General features: G+C 64.9%; 18 protein-coding genes. 11 read left to right on the top strand and 7 right to left on the bottom strand.

What is annotated here, in order from left to right; genetic code table 11:
- Positions 1 to 21 precede the first annotated feature (21 nt).
- Both BMZ43_RS12230 and BMZ43_RS12225 read right to left on the bottom strand, forming a co-directional pair.
- Positions 22 to 1,743 (bottom strand): AmpG family muropeptide MFS transporter, encoded by a 1,722-nt coding sequence (locus tag BMZ43_RS12230; protein WP_017640082.1) that lies wholly within the window; start codon positions 1,741 to 1,743, stop codon positions 22 to 24.
- 28 nt (positions 1,744 to 1,771) lie between these two features.
- Positions 1,772 to 2,110: an MGMT family protein gene (locus BMZ43_RS12225; RefSeq protein WP_064307380.1), complete on the bottom strand. Its 339-nt coding sequence runs from the start codon at positions 2,108 to 2,110 to the stop codon at positions 1,772 to 1,774.
- A gap of 236 nt (positions 2,111 to 2,346) precedes the next feature.
- Between BMZ43_RS12225 and BMZ43_RS12220 the strand changes: the two genes are divergently transcribed.
- From BMZ43_RS12220 to pncB, 10 genes are all read left to right on the top strand, one after another.
- On the top strand, positions 2,347 to 3,354 hold the full coding sequence (locus BMZ43_RS12220) for a DUF481 domain-containing protein (RefSeq protein ID WP_017640084.1): 1,008 nt from the start codon (positions 2,347 to 2,349) through the stop codon (positions 3,352 to 3,354).
- Positions 3,355 to 3,505: 151 nt separating this feature from the next.
- Positions 3,506 to 3,964, top strand: a complete 459-nt coding sequence (locus BMZ43_RS12215; RefSeq protein ID WP_017640085.1) for an FxsA family protein — start codon at positions 3,506 to 3,508, stop codon at positions 3,962 to 3,964.
- Between the two features lie 189 nt (positions 3,965 to 4,153).
- Positions 4,154 to 4,447 carry a co-chaperone GroES gene (locus tag BMZ43_RS12210; protein WP_007161933.1) on the top strand — a complete coding sequence of 98 codons (294 nt, stop codon included), beginning with the start codon at positions 4,154 to 4,156 and terminating at the stop codon, positions 4,445 to 4,447.
- Between the two features lie 39 nt (positions 4,448 to 4,486).
- Positions 4,487 to 6,127 (top strand): chaperonin GroEL, encoded by a 1,641-nt coding sequence (groL, locus tag BMZ43_RS12205; RefSeq protein ID WP_017640087.1) that lies wholly within the window; start codon positions 4,487 to 4,489, stop codon positions 6,125 to 6,127.
- Between the two features lie 176 nt (positions 6,128 to 6,303).
- Positions 6,304 to 6,978, top strand: coding sequence for a response regulator transcription factor (locus BMZ43_RS12200; protein WP_017640088.1), 675 nt, complete (start codon positions 6,304 to 6,306; stop codon positions 6,976 to 6,978).
- A gap of 2 nt (positions 6,979 to 6,980) precedes the next feature.
- A complete protein-coding gene (locus tag BMZ43_RS12195; protein WP_093253917.1) occupies positions 6,981 to 8,270 on the top strand; it encodes a sensor histidine kinase in 1,290 nt (429 codons plus the stop codon).
- Positions 8,271 to 8,361: 91 nt separating this feature from the next.
- On the top strand, positions 8,362 to 9,048 hold the full coding sequence (locus BMZ43_RS12190; RefSeq protein ID WP_093253914.1) for a class I SAM-dependent methyltransferase: 687 nt from the start codon (positions 8,362 to 8,364) through the stop codon (positions 9,046 to 9,048).
- A gap of 27 nt (positions 9,049 to 9,075) precedes the next feature.
- The gene (locus BMZ43_RS12185; protein ID WP_017640091.1) at positions 9,076 to 9,774 is read left to right on the top strand and encodes a lipopolysaccharide kinase InaA family protein; all 699 of its coding nucleotides are present in this window, start codon (positions 9,076 to 9,078) and stop codon (positions 9,772 to 9,774) included.
- Positions 9,771 to 9,989 carry a hypothetical protein gene (locus BMZ43_RS12180; protein WP_177344807.1) on the top strand — a complete coding sequence of 73 codons (219 nt, stop codon included), beginning with the start codon at positions 9,771 to 9,773 and terminating at the stop codon, positions 9,987 to 9,989. Before BMZ43_RS12185 ends, BMZ43_RS12180 begins: the two co-directional genes overlap by 4 nt.
- Positions 9,990 to 10,070: 81 nt before the next feature.
- Entirely contained in the window at positions 10,071 to 11,273 is a 1,203-nt protein-coding gene (gene pncB / locus BMZ43_RS12175; protein WP_093253908.1) for a nicotinate phosphoribosyltransferase, read from the top strand.
- 27 nt (positions 11,274 to 11,300) lie between these two features.
- On the opposite strand, the gene selO is transcribed toward pncB, so the two are convergent.
- From selO to BMZ43_RS12160, 3 genes are all read right to left on the bottom strand, one after another.
- Positions 11,301 to 12,773 (bottom strand): protein adenylyltransferase SelO, encoded by a 1,473-nt coding sequence (selO, locus tag BMZ43_RS12170; RefSeq protein ID WP_093253905.1) that lies wholly within the window; start codon positions 12,771 to 12,773, stop codon positions 11,301 to 11,303.
- 31 nt (positions 12,774 to 12,804) lie between these two features.
- Positions 12,805 to 16,149 (bottom strand): mechanosensitive channel MscK, encoded by a 3,345-nt coding sequence (gene mscK, locus BMZ43_RS12165; RefSeq protein ID WP_064307374.1) that lies wholly within the window; start codon positions 16,147 to 16,149, stop codon positions 12,805 to 12,807.
- Positions 16,150 to 16,247: 98 nt separating this feature from the next.
- Positions 16,248 to 17,987, bottom strand: coding sequence for a potassium/proton antiporter (locus tag BMZ43_RS12160; RefSeq protein ID WP_017640096.1), 1,740 nt, complete (start codon positions 17,985 to 17,987; stop codon positions 16,248 to 16,250).
- A 129-nt stretch (positions 17,988 to 18,116) separates the two neighbouring features.
- On the opposite strand from BMZ43_RS12160, the gene BMZ43_RS12155 reads away from it, so the two are divergent.
- Positions 18,117 to 18,953 carry a 23S rRNA (adenine(2030)-N(6))-methyltransferase RlmJ gene (locus BMZ43_RS12155; RefSeq protein ID WP_068383043.1) on the top strand — a complete coding sequence of 279 codons (837 nt, stop codon included), beginning with the start codon at positions 18,117 to 18,119 and terminating at the stop codon, positions 18,951 to 18,953.
- Positions 18,954 to 19,076: 123 nt separating this feature from the next.
- Here the strand turns inward: BMZ43_RS12155 and msrA are convergent, their stop codons facing one another.
- Complete coding sequence (msrA, locus tag BMZ43_RS12150; RefSeq protein ID WP_093253902.1) at positions 19,077 to 19,736, bottom strand: peptide-methionine (S)-S-oxide reductase MsrA; 660 nt, start codon at positions 19,734 to 19,736, stop codon at positions 19,077 to 19,079.
- 81 nt (positions 19,737 to 19,817) lie between these two features.
- Positions 19,818 to 22,424 carry a putative bifunctional diguanylate cyclase/phosphodiesterase gene (locus BMZ43_RS12145; protein ID WP_017640099.1) on the bottom strand — a complete coding sequence of 869 codons (2,607 nt, stop codon included), beginning with the start codon at positions 22,422 to 22,424 and terminating at the stop codon, positions 19,818 to 19,820.
- Positions 22,425 to 22,555 lie beyond the last annotated feature (131 nt).

The raw sequence follows: 22,555 nt of genomic DNA, 5'->3' as shown, positions 1-22,555 counted from the left end.
ATGGGGCGGCCGCCGGCCGCCTCAGTGACCGCCGCTGGAGGAACCGCTCGGCACCGCGGTCCGCCGCTGGCGCAGCCAGAGCACGGCGATCAGCAGCAGCGTCGGCACCCCCATCAGCGCGGTCAGCGAGAAGAACGAGCTGTAGCCGACGTGCTCCACCATGGCGCCCGAATAGCCACCCAGCAGGCGTGGCAACAGTAGCATCAGCGAGCTGAGCATGGCGTACTGGGTGGCCGAGAATCTGAGGTTGGTCAGGCTCGACAGATAGGCGACAAAGGCCGAGGTGGCCATGCCGCCACTGACGTTGTCGGCGCAGATGGTGGCGATCAGCAGCGGCACGTTGGCGCCGGTGGAGGCGATCACCACGAACAGCAGGTTGGTCAGCGCCGAGGCGGCGCCGCCGAGGAAGAGGATCGGCAGGATCCCCACCCGGGTGATCAGCACGCCGCCCAGGCCCGCGCCGAACAGGGTCATGAACACCCCGAAGATCTTGCTGACCCCGGCGATGGTTTCCTTGCTGTAGCCCACGTCGATATAGAAGACGCTGGCCATCACCCCCATGACCGTGTCGGACAGCCGATAGGTGGAGATCAGGCCGAGCAGCAGCAGCGCCTGCCACTGGTAGCGCTGGATGAATTCGGTGATGGGCGTGAGCACCGGTGCCATCAGCCGACGCCCGGGCGCGGTCAGGCACAGCCAGACGATCAGGCCGTACATCAGGCCGCGCGGCCAGTAGCCGCCGGCCAGGGCCGACAGGCCGCCGGTGGCGGCCACGATCAGCACGATCAGCAGGATCACCGAGACCATCTGGTGGACGAAGTCGAAGCGCGGCAGCTCCTCGGCATTGGCCGCGTCGCGCAACCGCAGGGGCTCGCGCATGCGCCGCATGAGATCGCTCAGCGGCTTGGAGCAATAGCGGCCCCAGGGCGACAGGCAACCGACGATGAACAGGCTGTAGAGCAAGGCACGCGGCCAGGCCTGGGCGATGGCCGCATTGATGGCGGCGGGGATGGAGATCAGCATCACCAGCAGCAGGGCGACCGCCACCAGCTGGTGATTGAAGCCGAAGCGCGATTCAGCCATGGCCATGGGCGCCACCGGCTCGGGTTCGCGAATCAGCACGCTGGTCACCAGGCCGGGCAGCACCAGCAGGGCGAACAGCATGTAGGTGGTGGCCCAGGCGCTCTGGCTGTAGTCGAGCTTGGACGAGCCCAGCTCCTCGGCGAGAAACAGCGCGCCGGCGCTGGCCAGCAGGGCGGCGATGCGATAACCGGTCATGTAGCAGGCGGCGAGGGCGGCCTGGCGATCATCGTCGGCGATCTCCAGGCGATAGGCATCCACGGCGATGTCCTGGGTGGCCGAGGCGAAGGCCACCAGCACCGCCAGGGCGATCAACTGCTCCAGGTGCTGCTGTGGATTGCACAGCGCCATGCCGATCAGGCCCAGGCCCACCAGGATCTGCGACAGCACCAGCCAGGAGCGTCGGCGGCCGAGCTTGCCGATCAGGGGCAGCTTCCAGAGGTCCAGCATGGGCGACCAGACCCACTTGAAGGCATAGGCCAGGCCGATCCAGCTGGCGTAGCCAATGGTCTCGCGACTCACGCCCGCTTCGCGCAGCCACACCGACAGGGTGGAAAACACCAGCATGGCCGGCAGCCCCGCGGCGAAACCCAGCAGCAGCAGGGCCAGGCAGGCCTTGGATTTGTAGGTGGTGACGGCTTCTCGCCAGAAACGTGCAAACATGCCCTTGGGCTCGGAAAAAACGCGCACTCTACTCGACACTCTCAGCTGGATTCCACCGGTACCGACGCATGTCCACCCGGTCCTCGTGCAACGGCACACCCTCGGCCCGCAATCGTTCGCGTTGCTCCCGGCCAGAGGGGCTGTCGGATGGCAGGCTCGGCCGACCATCCGCGGCGATCACCCGATGCCAGGGCAGGGCGCTGCCCTCCGGCAAACGCCCCAGTACCCAGCCCACCCAGCGCGCCCCGCGGCCCAGGCCGGCGAGTTCCGCCAACTGGCCATAGCTGACCACCCGCCCCGCGGGAATGGCGGCCAGCGCCAGAAACACGGCCTGGCGACGGGGTTCGGGGAGAGGGGATGCGCTCATGACGCCCTGCTGCTCGGGGAGAGAGTGCCAGTGTGCCGAAAAGTTTGGTTACGGTGGTGCTGAAACGTGTCGAGCTGTCACATTCTCCCAAGATGTCCGACCTTTGGGCAGTATTTCCGGAAACTTGCCTAAGTTTTACCCAGGAATGGTTGCGCGGGCCTCTGGCACCCGGATAATCGCGCCCTCTCGTTTCGTTACCTTTCCACCCAAGTCCACCCAAAGGTGTCCTGGTGCCCATGCGTTTTCGATTCCTCTCCTCGCTCGCGCTGTTGTCACTCGCCTCCTTCGCCCATGCCGACACCGTCTGGCTCAAGAACGGCGATCGTCTGACCGGAACCATCAAGTTGCTCGACAGCAAGAAGCTGCTCCTGCAGACCGAATACGGCGGCAACATTCCCCTGTCGTGGGACAAGATCAAGACCTTGCAGCGTGACAAGCCCGTGATCGTCCAGCGCGGCAAGTACGAACCCGATTTCCCCGTGGAAAGCCTCAAGCCGGCCGAGGATGGCCAGGTAGTGGTCAGCACCACCGACGGCCAGCAGACCGTGCCCCTGGCGAGCATTACCCAGATCGTGCCGCCGCGGCCCTTCCTGCGCGACTTCGCCTGGAAAGGCAACATCGATGCCGGCCTGGACTACATCAGCTCGTCCCAGGACAGCGAAAAATACGATATCGATTTCAAGACCCAGGCCCGGCACGGCATGTGGCGGCACAACGCCAATGGCAGCTACGACCGCTACAAGACCGACGACGTGGTCTCGACCAGCAAGTACGGCCTGCAGTACGCCCTGGATCGCTTCTTCGACGAGAAATTCTTCTGGCAGGGCCGCGCCGAATACAAGCGCGACTGGATCCAGGACCTGGCCAAGCAGCGCACCCTGGGTACCGGTCCCGGTTACCAGTTCTGGGACAACGAGCTGGGCTCTTTCTCCCTTACCGGCCTGCTCAACCACAACCGCTACCAGTACGCGGATGGTGGCTCCGACCAGTTCCTCTCGGCGAGCATGAAGTGGGACTACAACCGCTATCTGTATGGACAGACCATCCAGTTCTTCACCACGGGTGAACTGGGCCGGCCGCTGGACAACACCGCCAATCTCACCTTCGATGGCGATGTCGGCCTGAGATACAAGGTGACCAACTGGGCGTCGCTGAACCTCAAGGCGTCCAAGGAGCTGACCAGCGGAGCCGAGGGCAACGTCAACCAGACCGAGTACACCGCCGGTGTCGGCGTTTCCTGGTAACCCGATGTTTCCCTAGGCGCCCGCCAACCCGTCAAGGCCGCGATTTTCGCGGCCTTCGCGTTTCCAGCCGGTGCCGGGCAGCCACCTTGAAATCGGCTCGGCCGCCTCCATCTCCTGTCTTTCAATCGGTTTCCACCGTGAAGGACCTGAGATGCGCGTGACCGCCTTACTCTTCTTGCTGTTCCCCTTTGTGGAACTGGCCGTGCTCATCAAGATCGGCAGCGAAATCGGCGTGCTCGCCACCTTCGCCCTGCTGCTGCTGAGCTTTCTGGTCGGCGTCGCCCTGCTGCGCGTCGCCGGCTTCACCACCCTCTGGCGCATCCGCATGCGCCTGGCTCAGGGGCAGATGCCCGAGCAGGAAGTCATCCAGGGGCTGACCCTGGCGATCGCCGGCGCCCTGCTGATCTTTCCGGGCTTCATCAGTGACGGCCTGGCGCTCATCTGCCTCTTGCCGGTGACCCGCAAGGCCCTGCTGGGCGCGGTGATCGGTCGGGTGACCCGGCGCAATCCCGGTGCCCAGGGCTACCAACCGGGCCCTGGGCAGGGCGCACCTCATCGTCCCGAGGTGATTGAGGGTGAAGTGGTGCACCGCGACGAGCAAAAGCGCTAAAAATTTTGCCCGTCGCCCTTGAAATGCCTGGCGACAACCTCATGTAGCGGACACCGCAAGGTTGTCGCCGCAAGGCGAGCAGGTTTCGCGTCCTGTCATGCACGGGGCGCACCCGGCGCAGCCGGTAAAAACAAACTGCCGATGCAGTCATCGGCGCTGGAAACACTTAGAACTTTGGGAGATACGACAATGGCGCTTCGTCCTCTGCATGATCGCGTTGTGATTCGTCGCAGCGAAGAAGAGACCAAATCCGCTGGCGGCATCGTGCTGCCGGGCTCGGCTGCCGAAAAGCCGAACCGCGGTGAAGTGGTTGCCGTAGGCACTGGACGCGTACTGGACAACGGCGACGTCCGTGCTCCGGCGGTGAAAGTGGGTGACAAGGTGGTTTTCGGTCCCTATTCCGGCAGCAACGCCATCAAGGTCGATGGCGAAGAACTGCTGGTGATGGCTGAGTCCGAAATCCTGGCCGTCATCGAAGGCTGATCCCCGCTCACTTTTCGAATTTCTTAGAGGAAACAGAACATGGCTGCAAAAGACGTCAAATTCGGTGACTCCGCGCGCAAGAAGCTGCTGACCGGTGTCAACACCCTGGCCGACGCCGTCAAGGCCACCCTGGGCCCGAAAGGCCGTAACGTGGTGCTGGAGCGCAGCTTCGGTGCTCCCCTGATCACCAAGGACGGCGTGTCCGTCGCCAAGGAGATCGAGCTCAAGGATCGCATCGAGAACATCGGCGCCCAGCTGGTGAAAGACGTGGCCTCCAAGGCCAACGACGCGGCCGGCGACGGCACCACCACCGCCACCGTGCTGGCCCAGGCCATCGTCACCGAAGGCCTCAAGTCCGTGGCCGCCGGCCTGAACCCGATGGACCTGAAGCGCGGCATCGACAAGGCCACCGCCGCCGTCGTCGCCGAGCTGAAGAACCTGTCCAAGCCCTGCGCCGACAGCAAGGCCATCGCCCAGGTAGGCACCATCTCCGCCAACTCCGACGACAGCATCGGCAACATCATCGCCGAAGCCATGGAGAAGGTTGGTAAAGAAGGCGTCATCACCGTCGAAGAAGGCTCGGGCCTGGAAAACGAACTGTCCGTCGTCGAAGGCATGCAGTTCGACCGTGGCTACCTGTCGCCCTACTTCATCAACAAGCCCGACACCATGTCGGCCGAGCTGGACAGCCCGCTGCTGCTGCTGGTCGACAAGAAGATCTCCAACATCCGCGAACTGCTGCCGGTGCTGGAATCCGTTGCCAAGGCCGGTCGTCCGCTGCTGATCGTTGCCGAAGACGTCGAAGGCGAAGCCCTGGCCACTCTGGTGGTCAACAACATGCGCGGCATCGTCAAGGTCGCAGCCGTCAAGGCGCCGGGCTTCGGTGATCGTCGCAAGGCCATGCTGCAGGACATCGCCATCTTGACCGGCGGTACCGTCATCTCCGAAGAAGTCGGCCTGAGCCTGGAAAGCACCACCCTGGAGCACCTGGGTCAAGCCAAGCGTGTGGTCCTGAACAAGGAAAACACCACCGTCATCGACGGCGCTGGCGTCGAGGTCGACATCCAGGCCCGTATCAAGCAGATCCGTGCCCAGGTCGAAGAAACCTCTTCCGACTACGACAAAGAGAAGCTGCAAGAGCGTCTGGCCAAGCTGGCCGGCGGTGTTGCCGTGATCAAGGTTGGCGCTGCCACCGAAGTCGAGATGAAAGAGAAGAAAGCTCGCGTTGAAGACGCCCTGCACGCCACCCGCGCTGCCGTGGAAGAAGGCGTGGTGCCTGGCGGCGGTGTCGCTCTGGTTCGTGCCCTGGACGCGCTGAAGGATCTGAAAGGCATCAACGAAGAGCAGAACGCCGGTATCAACATCCTGCGTCGCGCTGTTGAAGCTCCCCTGCGCCAGATCGTGACCAACGCCGGTGACGAAGCCTCCGTCGTGCTGGACAAGGTCAAGCAGGGCAGCGGCAACTACGGCTACAACGCCGCCACTGGCGAATACGGCGACATGCTGGAATTCGGCATCATCGACCCGGCCAAGGTGACCCGCAGCGCGCTGCAGGCCGCTTCCTCCATCGCTGGTCTGCTGATCACCACCGAAGCCATCGTGGCTGAGCTGCCGAAAGACGACGCAGCCCCGGCCATGCCCGACATGGGCGGCATGGGTGGCATGGGCGGCATGATGTAAGAACCGCTCCGGCCCCCGGGCCGAGCCCAACCCCGGTGCTCCTCGCGGACACCGGGGTTTTTTTATGGCCGGTCTCCGGCCCGCCTGGTGCTGGTCGCGCCCGGCGGACGCGGTTAGGCTCTGTGCCGAACAGCAAGCGTGCGGGCCCCGGGTGGCTCGCCAACGAGGTCAGCGACATGCGTATCCTGGTGGTGGAAGACAACAAAGACATCCTCAGCAACCTGCTGGACTACCTCAGTCTCAAGGGCTACAGCGTGGATTGCGCCCAGGATGGCCTGTCGGGGCTGCACCTCGCCGCGACCGAGCACTACGATCTGCTCATCCTCGACATCATGCTGCCCGGCATTGACGGCTACACCCTCTGCCAGCGGCTGCGCCAGGATGCCCGCCGCGACACCCCGGTGATCATGCTCACCGCCCGCGATCAGCTCGATGACCGTCTGGAAGGCTTCCGCTCCGGCGCCGACGACTACCTGGTCAAACCCTTCGCCCTGTCGGAATTGGCCGCGCGCGTCGAGGCGGTGATGCGCCGGACCAAGGGGGGCGGGCGTCGCCAGCTGCAGGTCGCCGATCTCAGCTACGACCTGGACACCCTGGAGGTGAGTCGTGCCGGCAAGTCGCTCAAGCTCAATCCCATCGGTCTCAAGATCCTTGCCCTGCTGATGCAGAAGTCGCCCCATGTGGTGCGTCGCGAGGTACTGGAGGAGGCGGTGTGGGGCGAGGACTACCCCGACAGCGACAGCCTGCGCAGCCACGTCCACCAGTTGCGCCAGGTGATCGACAAGCCCTTCGCGCAGCCGCTGCTGCGCACCATCCATGGGGTGGGCTACAAGTTGGTCGAGCAGGATTAGCCATGGAATATCACCTGAGCCTGTCGCGGCGGATCGTCATCGCCTTCGTGCTGATGACCTTTCTGGTGGGTGGCGTCTTTTCCCTGGGTATCGTCGCGGTGGTGCACACCGTCGAGGAGCGCTTGATCTCCACCGATCTGCACAACGAACTGGAGCGCATGGTCCAGCGCGACATGAGACGCGGCGGCCAGCCGGTGCTGGATCCCGACATGCGTCTGTATTTCGTGCCCCTCGCCGAGGTGGCGCAGTTGCCCGCGCACCTGCGCGATCTGCCGGCGGGCTTCAGCGAGGTGGAGGAGGACCAGCAGTACTTCTATGCCTACGTCGCCGAGCTGGAGGGCAACCATTTCGTCCTGTTGCAGAACCAGAGCGATTTCGAGGCGCGCGAGCGGTTGCTCTACAAGGTGGTGCTGATCGGGTTCCTGATCAGCGTGGCCCTGGCCTGGCTGCTGGGATGGGCCCTGGCACGGCGGGTGATCGCGCCGGTGGTGCGGCTGGCGCGCCAGGTACGGCGGCGTGACCAGATCCTTGATGTGACCCCGCCCCTGGCGCCGGACTATGCCAAGGACGAGGTCGGCGAACTGGCCGGCGCCTTCGACGATGCCCTGAATCGCCTGCGTGCCGCCCTGGCGCGCGAGCGGCTGTTCACCAGCGACGTCAGTCATGAATTGCGCACGCCGCTGATGGTGATCAATTCGTCCTGCGAATTGCTGGAGGCCACGCCGGATCTGCCACCTCGGGCGAAGGGCCCGTTGGAGCGCATGACGCGCGCGGCGCGGGAGATGCAGGAACTGGTGCAGACCTTTCTGGCCCTGGCGCGCAACCAGGGCGACAGCGATACCCAGGCACCCCGTGCCACCCTGGCCGAGGTGGCGCGGCGCCAGACGCAGGAATGGCAGGCGGCGGTGGAGGCCAAGGGGCTGCAATGGCGCCTGAGCGTGGCGCCGGAGGCCGAGCGCGTGCTCTGGCACGAGCCCTTTTTGCGGTCGGTGATGAGCAATCTGTTGCGCAATGCCCTGCACTACACCGAACGCGGCTACATCAGCCTGCAGGTCGGCGCTGTGGGTTTCGTGGTGGAAGACAGTGGCGTTGGCATTCCCGAAGAGCAGCGTGAGGCGATGTTCCAGCCCTTTGTCCGTGGCGCCGAGGGCCGTGGCGAGGGACTGGGGCTGGGCCTGTCGCTGGTCCGGCGGATCTGTCAGCTGCAGGGCTGGAGCGTGACCCTGGGCGACAGCGCGGCAGGGGGGTGCCGCTTCGATATCGCTCTTGGCAGCGAGAGGGTAGCCGACTAGCGTTACAGAATTTTCACAAAGGCTTGACCGGGGTTTGACAGCGGCCTGGATAGGGTAGCGGCACTTCTCCACTCCCTCAGGAGCCGCCTCCGTGAAAGCGCCCATCGACCTGCCCTTTTCGCAAAAGTACGACGCCGACCACGCCCGCCAGTATTACCTGAAGCATCAGGACGGTCTGGCCCGGCGCCTGTCCAACTGGCGCGACCAGCAACTGGCGCGGCAGGCCCTGAGCATCGCCGGCCAGCCCAATCTGGTGCTGGATCTGCCCAGTGGTGCCGGTCGTTTCTGGCCGCTGCTGGCGGAGAAGCGCAATCGTCTGATCATCGGTGCCGATTACTCGGAAAACATGCTGGCCACCGCCCGTGCGCAGCAGCCCGCTGAGGTCGTGGCCCGGGTCAAAACGCTGCAGACGTCGGCTTTCGCTATCGACTTGTCCGACAATTCTGTAGATTGTATTTTCTGTATGCGTTTGTTTCACCACGTGGGCGAAGCGGCGGACCGTCTGGCGCTGCTGCAGGAGTTCCATCGGGTGACCCGTGACAGCGTCATCCTGTCGCTGTGGGTGGATGGCAACTTCAAGGCCTGGCGTCGCCAGGCACTGGAACGTCGGCGCCAGGCCGAAGGCCGCGACCGCGGCGGTTACCAGAACCGATTCATCGTCGAGCGCAGCCAGTTCGAGGCGGAAGTCGCCCAGGCCGGCTTCGTGGTCGACCGAGCCCTGGATTTTTTGCCGGGCTATGCCATGTGGCGGGTCTATGTCCTGCGCAAGGCCAATTGAAGCTATCTAGAATAAGAGAGGCAGCCGATGGGAGCCGTGACGCAGGGCGAAGAGCGTTTCGATCGCTGGTGGAACACCGCAGGCGACTGGGTGGAAGCGCCCAATGTCCGTCGGGGCGGCGAGAGCGGTGTCCAGCGCCTGCAGCTTCCCGACGGGACCCTGGCCTACGTCAAGCGTCAGGTCGGTCATCTCTATCGTAGTTTGCGTCATCCCCTGGGGCGGCCCACCGCCTTGCGTGAGCGGGATGCGCTGATCGCCTTTCGCGACCTGGGTATCCAGGTTCCCGAGTTGCTCTTCTGCGATGCCCAGCAAGCCCAGGGTGGTTGGCGCGCGTTGTTGGTGAGCGCCGCCCTGGAAGGCTATCAGGATCTCGATCACTGGTACGCCGAAGGCGGTGGCCAGGCGCTCAGCGAAGCCGAGCACGAGCGCTTCCTGACCACTCTGGGCGAGGTGCTGGCGCGCATGCACCGTCACCGCTGGCAGCATGGCTGCCTCTATCCCAAACATATCTTCGTCGCCGAGCGCATGGGGCCGGAGGGCAAGCAATTCTCCATCGCCTTGCTCGATCTGGAGAAATGTCGCCAACGAATGGCTATAGACACGGCCGCCCGTCGGGATATGCTGCAATTACGCCGCCATTCGTCGTGGAACGCTGCGCAATGGCGAACTCTGCTCTACGTTTACCAACAGGCGTTGGGACGGAAGATCAGAGGGTTGGAGCCATGACTTCACAAATTACTCGAGGTTTGCTGATCGCGGCTTTTTGCGGGGTCACCACGCTGGCCTATGCGAGCTGGCTAAGACCGGCGGCCGTGGTCGTCGGTAGCGAAGGCCTGGACTACTGCCAGACCCCCGTGGCGCGCACCCTGACCACCTCCAGCACAGGTAGCCAGGACCTGCTGCTGTTCCTCTTCGGCATGACCCAGACCCACAACCGCTAAGCCCAGACGGTCAAGCGCCTTTCGCTTCCCCGGCAAGTTCGGCATCCTGTCGTCTGACTTCTAGCTGCCGAGCCCCCGCCGATGATGGCCGATAGTTTTTCCGAGCAGGCCGTGCAGAGCCTGCTGGACACCGACTTCTACAAGCTCACCATGATGCAGGCCGTCCTGCACAACTATCCCAATGCGGAAGTCGAGTGGGCCTTTCGCTGCCGCAACGACGAAGACCTGCGGCCCTATCACGCGGCCATCCAGGCCGAGATCGATGCCCTGGCCGATGTCGCCATCAGCGATCGCCAGCTGGACTTTCTCGAGCGCATTCCCTTCATTACCCCCGACTTTATCCGCTTTCTGCGGCTGTTTCGTTTCAATCCCTCCTATGTGTTCCTCGGCGAGGAGGAGGGGCGCTTCACCCTGACCCTGAAGGGTCCCTGGCTGCACCTGATCCTGTTCGAGGTACCGATCCTGGCGCTGATCAGCGAGGTGCGCAATCGCCAGCGCCATGCCGACCTGCCCCTGCAGGTGGCACGCGATCAGCTCTATCGCAAGTTCGACTGGCTGGCGCGGGAAGCGGGCGCCGACGAGTTGGCCGAATTCAAGATGGCCGACTTCGGTACCCGGCGGCGTTTTTCCTATGGTGTGCAGGAGATGGTGGTGCGCAGCCTGAGGGACGACTTTCCCGGTCGCTTCGTCGGTACCAGCAATGTCCACCTGGCGTGGAAGCTGGGTGTGGCGCCTCTGGGCACCATGGCCCACGAGTGGTTGATGGCGCACCAGCAACTGGGGCCACGGTTGATCGACAGCCAGATCGCCGCCCTCGACTGCTGGGTGCGCGAGTATCGCGGTCAGCTCGGTATCGCCCTGACCGATACCATCACCATGGACGCCTTTCTGCGCGATTTCGATCTCTACTTCGCCAAGCTGTTCGACGGCCTGCGCCATGACAGCGGCGATCCCCTGCAGTGGGCGGAAAAGGCCATCGCCCACTACCAGCAGCTGGGCATCGACCCCCTGACCAAGACCCTGGTGTTTTCCGATTCGCTCAATCTGGAAAAGGCCCTCGCGCTGTTTCGCGCCCTGCGCGAGCGGATCAACGTCAGCTTTGGCATCGGCACCCATTTCACCTGTGACATCCCGGGCGTGCAGCCGATGAACATGGTGCTCAAGATGAGTCGCTGCAATGGCCAGCCGGTGGCCAAGATCTCCGACGCCCCGGGCAAAGCTCAGGGCGGCGAACCGGACTTCCTGCACTATTTGCGGCACGTCTTCCAGGTCAACGGCGCCTGAAGTCCGGCGCCTGGTCGGAGCCGGACTTCAAGACGAGCAGCTGATCTCCAGGTGCTTGCCCCAGTCCGGCGGCCGCTGGGCGAAGCGTTCGCGCCCCGGTTGGGCCTCGAAGGGGCGTGACAGCACCTCGTGCAGCAGGCGCACTTCGCTGTAGTCGCCTGCTTCGGCCTGTTCGATGGCCTGCTGGGCCAGGTAATTGCGCAGCACATACAGCGGATTGACCGCGTTCATGCGTGCGGTGCGGTCGGCTGCCGTACCGCCTTCGGCCTCCAGGCGCGCACGATAGGCCTGGCTCCAGTCGTCGAAGCCACGCAGGTCGATGAAGTCTTCGCGCACCCGGGCGAGGGCGGCGGCAGGTTCGCCTTCGCCCAGGTGGCGGAAGAACAGGTGATAGTCCACACCGCCCTGCTGCATCAGGGCCAGCAGGCGCTCGACCAGCTCCTGGTCTTCCTCCTGGTCTTCCTCCCGGCCTTCCTGCAGGCCCAGGCGGCGGCGCATCAGGTCTAGGTAGTGCGCCTGATACAACGGCAGGAAGAGCGCGATGCTCTCCTGCAGCGTCTCGACCGCCACCTTGGGCGTCAGCGCCTGGGCCAGGGCCGCCAGGTTCCAGTGGGCGATGGGCACCTGGTTGCTGTAGGAGTAGCGCCCGGTGTGATCGGAATGGTTGCAGATGAACTGGGCGTCGAAGTCGTCGAGGAAGGCGAAGGGGCCGAAGTCGAAGGTGAGGCCCAGGATCGAGAGGTTGTCGGTGTTCATCACCCCGTGGCAGAAGCCATAGGCCTGCCAATGAGCGATCAGCCGGGCGTTGCGTTCCACTACCTCGCGGAACAGCGCCGCCCAGGGCTCGGGGGTGGCTAGCAGTTCGGGGAAGTGCGCAGCCAGCACATGCTCGCCCAGTTGCTCCAGCAACTGATGCTGGCGGGTGTAGTAGAAGTACTCGAAGTGACCGAAGCGCACATGGCTGGGGGCCATGCGCAGCAGGGTGGCGCCGGTTTCCAACCGCTCGCGCACCACCTGGGTGGCGGAGCCGATCACGCACAGCGCCCGGGTGGTCGGGATACCCAGGGCGTGCAAGGCCTCGGAGGCGAGGAATTCACGGATGGAGGAGCGCAGCACGGCGCGGCCGTCGCCCATGCGCGAGAAGGGCGTGAGACCGGCGCCCTTGAGGTGCAGATCCCAATGCTCACCGCGGTCGTTGACCACCTCGCCCAACAGCAGGCCGCGGCCATCGCCCAGGCGCGGGTTGTAGGAGCCGAACTGGTGGCCGGAATAGACCATGGCCCTGGGCTCGGCGCTGTCCCAGAGCTGGGCCCCGGCGAACACCTGAGTGAATTCAGGAGTCTCGGCCACCGCCGGATCCAGGTCCAGCAGCGCCAGGGCGGCGGGTGAGGCGACCACCAGCCGTGGATCGTCCAGCGGCCGAGGGTCGATGCGGGTGGAGAAGTCATTGCCCAGGCGGGCGAATCTGTTGTCGAACGTCAGATCGAGCAGCTGTTTCATGGGTGTCCCGAGATATCCGCGCAGGGGGCCGTCAGGCCTTGGATGGCTTGGGATCCTCGGCTTCCTGCTGGGCATCCCCTTCAGGTAGGAGAGGCTTTTTGCCCAGTTGTTTCTCCGCACCGTGGCGATTCTTCAAGGTGATCTCCATCTGCGGAGTGGACAGCAGGTTGATACCGGCATCGCGCAGCAACTGGTCGACCCGGCGGATCAGCTCATCGGTGGCGGCGCTGCGATCGCCCAGTTCGCGCACATAGATGCGCAATTCGTGGTCCAGGGTGCTGGCGCCATAGTGGGTGATGTGCAGCGAGGGCTCGGGGTCATGCAGCACCCGCGGATTCTCCTTGACCGCCTGCATCATCAACCGCTGGGCCTCGGCCAGATCGCTGCCGCGATTGATGCCGAAGGTCAGCACGATACGGGTGACGGTGTCGGTCAGCGTCCAGTTGATCAGCTGGCTGGTGACGAAGGTCTTGTTCGGTACCACCACCGACTTGCGGTCGGCATCGGTGATATGAGTGGCGCGGATGCGGATCTTGTTCACCGTGCCGGTCACGTTGCCGATGGTGATCAGGTCGCCGACGCGCACCGGGCGCTCGAAGAGGATGATCAGGCCGGAGATGAAGTTACCGAAGATCTCCTGCAAGCCGAAACCCAGACCGACCGAGAGGGCGGTGGCCAGCCACTGCAGCTTGTCCCAGCTCACCCCCAGGGTCGCCAGGGTGGTCACGGTGCCGAAGCCGACGATGACGTAGGAGAGCAGGGTGGTGGTGGCGTAGGCGCTGCCCTGGGCCAGATTCAGGCGCGACAGCACCAGGACTTCCAGCAGGCCGGGCAGGTTGCGCGCCAGGGCGACGGTGAGACCGGCGATCACCAGGGCGATGATGAACACCCGCAGCGTCAGGGGCACCTGGGTGGCGGCGGCGCCGGTGCCGCTGGTGTATTGGTAGAGGGTGACGTTGTCCAGGTAGGAGAACACCGCTACCACGTCGGCCCAGACCAGATAGAGCACACCGAGGAAGGCCAGCAGCAGGGTCAGGCGCAACAGTCGCGAGGACTGCTGATTGACCTGCTCCATGTCCAGGGTCGGCTCCTGCACCACCTCCACGCCCTCGGCGTCTTCCTGCTGCGCCTGGCGCTTCTGGATGGCGCGCTGGTAGGCCAGGCGCCGTGCGGCCACGCTCAGGCCACGGGCCAGGGTGGCTTCGAGGATGATCCAGGCCATCAGCACATAGAGGGTGTCCACCAGGCGATCGGTGAGCTTGAGCGCGGTGTAGTAATAGCCAAAGAGCACGGCGAAGAACAGCACGGCTGGAATGGCGGTGATCATCAGGCCGAGCAACAGGCGGAAGAACGGCAGGCGCTCGCGGGCGGTGGCATTGAGCAGGGAGCGACCCAGCATCCAGGCCAGGCTGGCATAGGCGATCAGGACGATGAGAATGCCCAGGACATCGTCGGCCAGACCGGCCAGCTGACGTTCGGCGATGGCCACCACCGCCATCAGTGCCAGGGCCAGCAGGCCCACGCGTCTGACCAGCCGGCGCAGGGACTGCGCCTGGGGCCGGGCCCAGCGGAAGTGGGTCTCGGCGACGCCACCGGAGGCCAGCAGGCGATACACCGTGTAGAACACCAGCCAGCCGGCGGCCATTTCCAGCAGCGCCGCACCAATGGCGGCGTTGACGCCGCGTTCGTCCCCTTCGAGGGCCACGCCGCCCAGCCAGAGCACCAGACTCGCCGGCAGGCCGAGGAGAATGGTGAGCAGTACGGCCTGCGGCGTGTGCAGTTGACTGTCGCGCTGGTAGTGACCGATATCCTGGTTGAGCTTGCTGACCTGGGCATGGATGCGGGGTCGCTGCCAGATCAGGGTGGCGAAGGCCAGGACCAGCGGCAGTAGCAGCAGCGGGCGCTCGGCCAGGCCGACATAGAGTTCATGCAGGCTGGAGCCCCAGGGCACGTCGCGCAGTTGCTGCATCAGCTTGCGGGGTGCGGTCTTGACCCAGTTCCAGTCCAGCGGCTTGTTGCTGGGAATCCAGAACATCTGCTCGTCGAGGGTGCCGCGCAGGCTGCTGATGGTGGTCTGCAACTGACGCTGGTTGAGTTGCAGGTCGATGGACTCGCTGAGCAGGGCATTGAGCTCGGTGTTGAGACGCTCCTGCAATTCGCTGCGGGTCTTGAGCAGGTCGAGCAACTGCTGGCGTAGCTGCGGCGTGGTCTTTTCCGGCGGCTGCTGGGCCAGCAGATTGCTGACGTAGGCATCCGGATTGGCGATCTGGGCGCGCTGCTGGTTGAGCTCGAACTGATAGAGGCGCAGATCGGCGATGTCGTCGGTGAGATCCTTGTTGACCTTGACCGAAGGTAGCGCGGCACGCTGCTGGTAGAGCAGCTTGGACAGCAGCACGCTGCCCTTGAGCACGCCGATCTGCTGTTCCATGTTCTCGCTGGTCTGCTTGAGCTGATCCAGCTGCTGGCGGGACTCCAGATTGCGGCGATTGAGATCGTTGAGTCGATCGGTGGCGCGCAGCAGGTAGTCGGACAGTTGCAGATTGAGCCCGGTCTCCTGGGACAGCACATCGTCCCCAGCGGTCTTCTCCGACTCCCGCGAGGCTTCGGCCAGGGTCTTTTCCGACTGCTGGCGTCGCTTGCCGCTGATCAGCGTCTGCAGGTCCAGGGTCTCCTGCTCGTAACGCTTCACCTGCTCGGTGAACAGCTCCCGGCGAATGGCGCCGAGATCCTGCAGCACGCTGTTGCCCGCCAGCTCCTGGCGCAACAGCTGGATCTGCGCGCCCGCCGCCGCTTGCTCCGCCAGCAGTTGACCGCGCCGCTCGGCGGTCAACGCCTTGGCGTTCTCGCGTCCACTCTTGAGCAGATCGGCGATCTGCTGCAGGCGCGTCTGCAAATTGGCGATGTCCACCTGGGCACGCTCGGGGCGGGTCTGGGCATTGATCACCAGGCTGTTGGCGGCGTTCAGATCGTCCTGCACGCTGTTGAGCGCCAGACTGGTCTCGCTCAGCCGCTGCTCCAGGGCCTGGGGCGTGGCGCCGGCATAGCGCTGCTCGGCGGGCTTGATCGGCTCGGCGCGCAGGCGGGCCAGTTGTCGCTGGGCATCCTTGGTCTGCTGCGGTGCCTGGGCCAGCTGCTGGCGCAGATCGGCCAGCTGCTTGACGTACTGGTCGCGCTGGTCGAGCAGCTTGAGGGTCTGCTGCAGGCTCTCCTGGGCGGCGCTCTGCTCGGCGGCGGGCAGCTTGCGATCGGCCAGAGCGCTCAGATTCTGCTGGACCTGCTGGGCATCCGGCGGCCCGGAATCCTGAGCCACGGCGGGAAGGGTGAACAGGCAGCCGCAGAGGGCGGCGGCGCGAAGCAGAGCGGACAGGCGGTGCATGCGGCAGGCGTCGGGCAGTGGAAAGGCGCGAGGTTAAAGCCAGGCTGCCTGGGGTGCAAGGCGGCGGCCCTCAAGCCGCGAACCCCGTTCATCCACCGTTAAAGAAAGAGCGCAGGTCCGCTGCTGCTGCCTTCGGGAAACTTCACGCCGACCTTGCGCACGCGCTTGTTCTCGATGGCCGCGACGATCCAGACCAGGCCGTTCCACTCCACCAGGTCGCCGACGATGGGTTCGCCGCCGATCTGGTGGGTGATGAAGCTGCCGAGACGCTGGTTGCCGTCCACTTCGCCCAGTTGCAGGCCGTACAGCGCGGCCACCGCGCTGAGTTCGGCATCGGCTTCCAGGACGAAGTCGCCGAAGAATCTCTGGGTCTGCTGCGGCGCCTGGCTGAACAGGCGGCCCAGGGCCGGCAGATCGTGCTCATGGCCGACCACGCAGAGGATGTCACCGGCTTCCAGGGTGGTACTGCCGGAGGGGTGCAGCAGGGTCTCGCCGCGGAACAGCGCGGCGATGCGGGTGCCCTCGGGCATCTTCAACTCGCGCAGGGCGGCGCCGATGCACCATTTCTCGGCGCCCAGGCGATAGATGAACAACTCCCACTCGCTGGTCGGATGGACCTGCAGGCCGGCGCGGGAGAAGGGCGCCGGCTCCGGTGGCACCGTCACCTTGAGCAACTTGGCGGCCAGCGGCAGGCTGGAGCCCTGCACCAGCAGCGACACCAGCACGATGAAGAAGGCCACGTTGAAGAACAGCTGGGCCTGGGGCAGTCCGGCCATCATCGGGAACACCGCGAGGATGATGGGGACCGCGCCACGCAGCCCGACCCAGGCGATAAAGGCCTTTTCCCGGTCATGGAAGGCGCGGAAGGGCAAGAGGCCGATGGCCACCGACAGCGGGCGGGCGACCAGGATCATCCACAGCGCCAGGCCCAGGGCGGGCAGGGCGATGGGCAGCAGGTTGTGCGGCTCCACCAGCAGGCCCAGCACCAGGAACATGCCGATCTGCGCCAGCCAGGCCATGCCGTCGAGCATGTGCAGCATGCCATGGCGGCTGCGGATCGGCAGATTACCCATCAGCAGACCGGCCAGGTAGACCGCGAGGATGCCACTGCCATGGGCGGCGTTGGTCAGGGCGAAGATCAGCAGACCACCGCTGATGGCCAGCAGCGGATAGAGGCCGTCGGCGAGGTGGATGCGGTTGATCAGCTGCAGCAGCAGCCAGCCACCGCCCAGGCCGATCACCCCGCCGATGGCGAATTCGCTGACGAAATGACCGAGCAGGCTCCAGCTGAAGCCGCTCTCGCCGCTGGCGAGCATCTCGATCAGGGTCACGGTGAGAAACACCGCCATGGGGTCGTTGCTGCCGGATTCGATCTCCAGGCTGGCGGTGACCCGTTCGTTGAGGCCACGCCCTCCGAGCAGGGAAAACACCGCCGCGGCATCGGTGGAGCCGACGATGGCACCGATCAGCAGGCCCTGCAGCAGGCTGAGATCGAACAGCCAGGCCGCAGCCAAGCCGGTCAGGCCGGTGGTGATCATCACCCCCACGGTGGCCAGGGACAGCGCCGGCCAGAGCGCCACGCGGAAACTCGACACCCGGGTGCGCATGCCGCCGTCGAGCAGGATCACCGCCAGCGCCAGGTTGCCCACCAGGTAGGCCATCGGATAGTTGTCGAAGGCGATGTGACCGGGGCCGTCGACGCCGGCGAACATGCCGACCACCAGGAAGATCACCAGGATCGGGATGCCGACCCGCGAGGAAATCGAACTGACCAGAATCGACAGGCCGATCAGCACCGCACCGATCAAGAACAAGCTGTTGATGGTGACGGCGTCCAAGCGTGACTCCTGGGGCAAAGAAATGAAGAACCTGGGGATTTAACCCGCTGCACGGCCAGGGTGTCAAAGCGCGACGCCGCTGGCGCCCGAGGAAGGCGGTACACTGTAGGGCTGACGCTGGAGTATCCCATGAATTACCGACACGCCTTCCATGCCGGCAATCACGCCGATGTCTTCAAGCACGCCACCCTGTTGCGCCTGGCCGCGCTGCTGGCGCGCAAGGAGGCACCCTTCGCCTATCTGGACAGCCATTCCGGGGTGGGTCGCTATGACCTGGCCGGCGACCAGGCCAGTCGTACCGACGAATGGCGCGAAGGGATCGGTCGGCTGTGGGCGCTGGACGCCGCACCGGCCGCCTTCGTCGGCTATCGCGAAGCGGTGGCGGCGCTCAATCCCGATGGCGCGCTGCGCTACTATCCCGGCTCGCCCGAATTGATGCGCCAGGCCTTGAGGCCCCAGGATCGGCTGCTGCTGAACGAATTGCACCCCGAGGATGGTCGCCTGCTCAAGGAAAACATGGCCGGTGATCGCCGGGTAGCGGTGCACCAGAAGGACGGCTGGCTGCTGCCGCGGGCGCTGCTGCCGGTGCCTGAGCGCCGAGCACTGCTGCTGATCGATCCGCCCTTTGAGAAGGCCGATGAGCTGGAGCGTTGCGTCAAAGCGGTCACCGAGGCCATCGGCCGGATGCGCCAGACGGTGATCGCCCTCTGGTATCCGATCAAGGATCGCCGCCAGCTCAGGCGTTTCCATGCGGGTCTGCAGGCCAGCAGCGCGCCCAAGCTGCTCAACGTCGAATTGCTGATCCGCGCGGCGGACGACCCCACCCGGCTCAATGGCTCGGGACTGGCCGTCGTCAATCCGCCGTGGGGATTGGAGGAAGAACTACGCGAATTGCTGCCCTGGCTGGCCGAGCATCTGGCCCAGGGCGAAGGCAGCTGGCGGCTGGACTGGCTGATCGCGGAATAAGGGAGGGGCAACGTTGGGCTTCGCTGCGCTCAACCCAACCTACGAACAGCTTGGCGTAGGTTGGGCTGAGGCAGCTCTATCGCCGAAGCCCAACGATCCCCAGGTAAGCCGAGCGAAGTGCGATCAGACCGCCAGACTGGGCGGCAAGCACACGCCGGTGCCGGCCAGACCGCAATAGCCGTTGGGATTCTTCGCCAGGTACTGCTGGTGATAGGCCTCGGCGTAGTAGAAGGGCGGCAAAGGAGCGATCTCGGTGGTGATCTCGCCATAACCAGCCTCGGCCAATTGAGCCTGGAAGGCGGCCTGGCTGGCTTCGAAGGCCTCGCGCTGGCTGTCGTCGCTGTAATACAACGCCGAGCGATACTGGGTACCGACATCATTGCCCTGGCGCATGCCCTGGGTCGGGTCGTGGGCTTCCCAGAAGATCTTCAGCAGCGCCTCCAGTGAGGTCTGGGCCGGATCGAACACCACCAGCACCACCTCGGTATGACCGGTCAGGCCGGAGCACACCTCTTCGTAGGTCGAGTTGGGGGTATGGCCGCCCGCGTAACCGGCGGCGGTGGTCCAGACACCCGGTTGTTGCCAGAAACGCCGCTCGACGCCCCAGAAGCAGCCCATGCCCAGCACCAGACTCTGCAGCCCGGTGGGGAAGGGGCCTTGCAACGGATTACCGTTGACGTAGTGGGCGGCGGGTACGGCCATGGCCGTCTCGCGGCCGGGCAGCGCCTGCTCGGCGGCGGGCAGGTGGGTCTTCTTGGTCAGGATTTCGGAACGCAGGACCATGGGATACCTCGTGGGAAAGGGCCAGGCGAAAAGCTCAGTGTACGCAAAATCGCTGCAGCGGGGTCGAGTCCGCTCGGCGGGTCAGCGCGTCGGCAGGTAACGCGCCAGGGCGGCGTCGAGCTGGTCGGCCGGGATGGGCTTGTCGAACAGATAGCCCTGGCCGATATCGCAACGATGATGGCGCAGGAAAGCCAGCTGTTCGGTCGTCTCGATGCCCTCGGCAACCACCTGCAGCCGCAGGTTGTGGGCCATGGCGATCACCGCGGAGGTGATTTCCATGTCGTCCTGGTTGTCCGGGATGTCCTTGATGAAACTCCTGTCGATCTTGATGATGTCGATGGGGAATTTTTTCAAGTAGCTGAGCGACGAATAACCGGTGCCGAAGTCGTCCATCGCCAGGCTCATGCCCAGCCGCTTGAGGGCTTCGAGGGTGTTGCGGGTAGCGTCGGTGGCATCCAGCAGCAGGCTTTCGGTCAGTTCCAGCTCCAGCCTTTTGGGCGCGATGCCTTCCTCGTCGAGGATGGTGACGAAGGACTGCACCAAGTCGGGATCGGTGAACTGCTTGGGCGACAGGTTGATGGCGATCTGCAGGTCGTCGAAGCCGGCGGCGTCGAGACGGTGCAGCTGGCGACAGACCTCGCGGATGATCCACTTGCCGATGGGCACGATGAGCCCGGTTTCCTCGGCGATGCTGATGAACTGGTCCGGGCGGATCATGCCCTTTTCCGGATGCTGCCAGCGGATCAGGGCTTCCAGGCCAAGCAGCTTGGCGCGCTTCAGGCAGACCTTGGGCTGGTAATGCACCAGCAATTCGTTCTGCTCCAGGGCGCGGCGCAGGTTGTTCTGCACGAACAGCTTGTTGCTGGCCTCGGCGATCAGCGCCTCGGTGAACACCTGGACCTGATGGCCGCCGGTGGCCTTGGCCCTGTGCAGGGCGAGGCCGGCGTGCTTGATCAGGGTCTGCGGATCGGTCTCGTGCGGCCTGGCGGTGGTCAGACCGATGGAGCAGCTGATCAGGGTCGGGTGGCCTTCCACGTAGAGCGGCGGATCCAGGGCTACCAGGGTGTCGCGAGCCAGGCTGGTGGCGGACACCGCATCCATGCCGTCGAGCAGCACGGCGAATTCGTTGCTGGCGATGCGCGCGATCAGCGCGCCCTTGCCCAGGGCGCTGCGCAGGCGCCGGGCCAGGCCCACCAGCAGCTGGTCGCCGATGCGATGACCCAGGCTGTCGTTGACCCTCTTGAAGTTGTCGACGTCCACCAGCAGCAGCGAGTGCTCGCTGCTCGGATTGGACTGCTCCAGGCGTTCTTCCAGGCGGGCGATGAAGTGGCTGCGGTTGGCCAGCCCGGTAAGGCTGTCGCGAAACACCATCTCGTCGTTGTGCTGCTGGGCGAAGCGGGTTTTGCTGGTGTCCTGGAAGATACCCAGATAGCCCTGCAGGTCGCCGTTGGGCTGCTGGATCTTGGACAGTGACAGCTGGCCCCAGTAGGTCTCGCCGTCGCGGCGATAGCACCGCAATTCGCCCTGCCAGCTGTCCTGGTGCGCCAGGTGCTGCCAGGCTTCGTAGAGCAGCTCGCTCCAGTTCTCCAGGGCCGGCAGGGATTCGACGTGCAGGCCCTGCAGCTTGGCGATGGGATAGCCGGTGATGCGGGCGAAGCTGTCGGTGGCGTGCTCCAGGCGACCGCCGGCATCCAGCAGTAGGAAGGCATCGTTGCTGGCTTCCATCACCCGGGTGAGGGGGTGGGCGACCTTCGGCAAGCGCTCCGGCTGCTGGAGCAGGGCAGCCAGACATTCTGCCAGGCTGCGGGCGAAGACGACGTCCTCGGCCTCCCAGGTAGCTGGCCGGTCCCGTCTCAGGCAGAGCAGGCCGATCAGCTGATTCTCGTGCAGCAGCGCCACGTCCAGGGCCGTTCCGCCCCCGGTATGGGAAGGGTGCAGCACCTGGCTGGCGTCTTCGATCACGCCCTGCTCACGCAACCGGCGGCGGTGGTCGCTGCACAGCGTGGGCAGGCGCTCTTCCTTGCACAGGGTGACGAGGCCATTGCCTTCGTAGCGCCACAGGCTGAGCTCATCCACGGCAAAGGCGGCCGGGCCCTGGGCACGCAGCAGCTGCACCAGTTCGTCGTCGACCGGCGTTTGTCTCAGGGCCAGCCGGGACAATTCGAGCAGCAGGGTCTGCCGCGCCTGGGCCATCCCCAGCCGTTGCTGGCTGTGGTCCTGGCTTTCCTGCAGGAGCGCCAGGGTCGACCGCAGGGCCAGGTTGTGGGCTTCCCATTCGCCGGCCAGGGCATCGTCGTTCATCACCCGCAGCAGATAGCCGCGTAGCAGGGGGCGACCATGACGCTGCAGGCTCTCGCCCACCTCGACGACCTGGCAGGGGGCCGTGGTGGAATGGAACAGGTAACGCACCTGATAGCTGCCATGCTCGGCGAGTTGCAGCTGGATGTCCTCGTGCAGGCGATGACGGACGCTGGGCTCCATCAGGCTGGCATAGGGGGCATCGATGAGCGAACACAGCGCCTGGGCGGGCAGGCCGAGGCTGGCCTCACAGCGGGAGTCGAGATAGAGCATCGCCCAGGAGGCTTCATTCAGACGCTCGAAGCGCAGCAAGCCCAATCGGGCAGGAGCGCTGAGCGCGCCCGCCTGATCGGCTACCGCGGCATCGGCAGCATCGGAGTGAATACTCATGCGAGGGTCCGCGTCCTTGTGAAGACGGAAAAATGTCCTAGGGTTATCGGAAAGGACAGACAAATCATTAATCCTTCTTCCTCTCCGTCTCGCCAGCGCTCTGGGATAGCTGTCAAGGTTGCCCGATAGGG

The organism is Pseudomonas sp. Snoq117.2 (genome assembly GCF_900110545.1).
Taxonomy (GTDB): Bacteria; Pseudomonadota; Gammaproteobacteria; order Pseudomonadales; family Pseudomonadaceae; genus Chryseomonas; species Chryseomonas benzopyrenica.
Note: the sequence above shows the minus strand (reverse complement) of the source record. Positions and strands in the feature narration are given on the sequence as shown.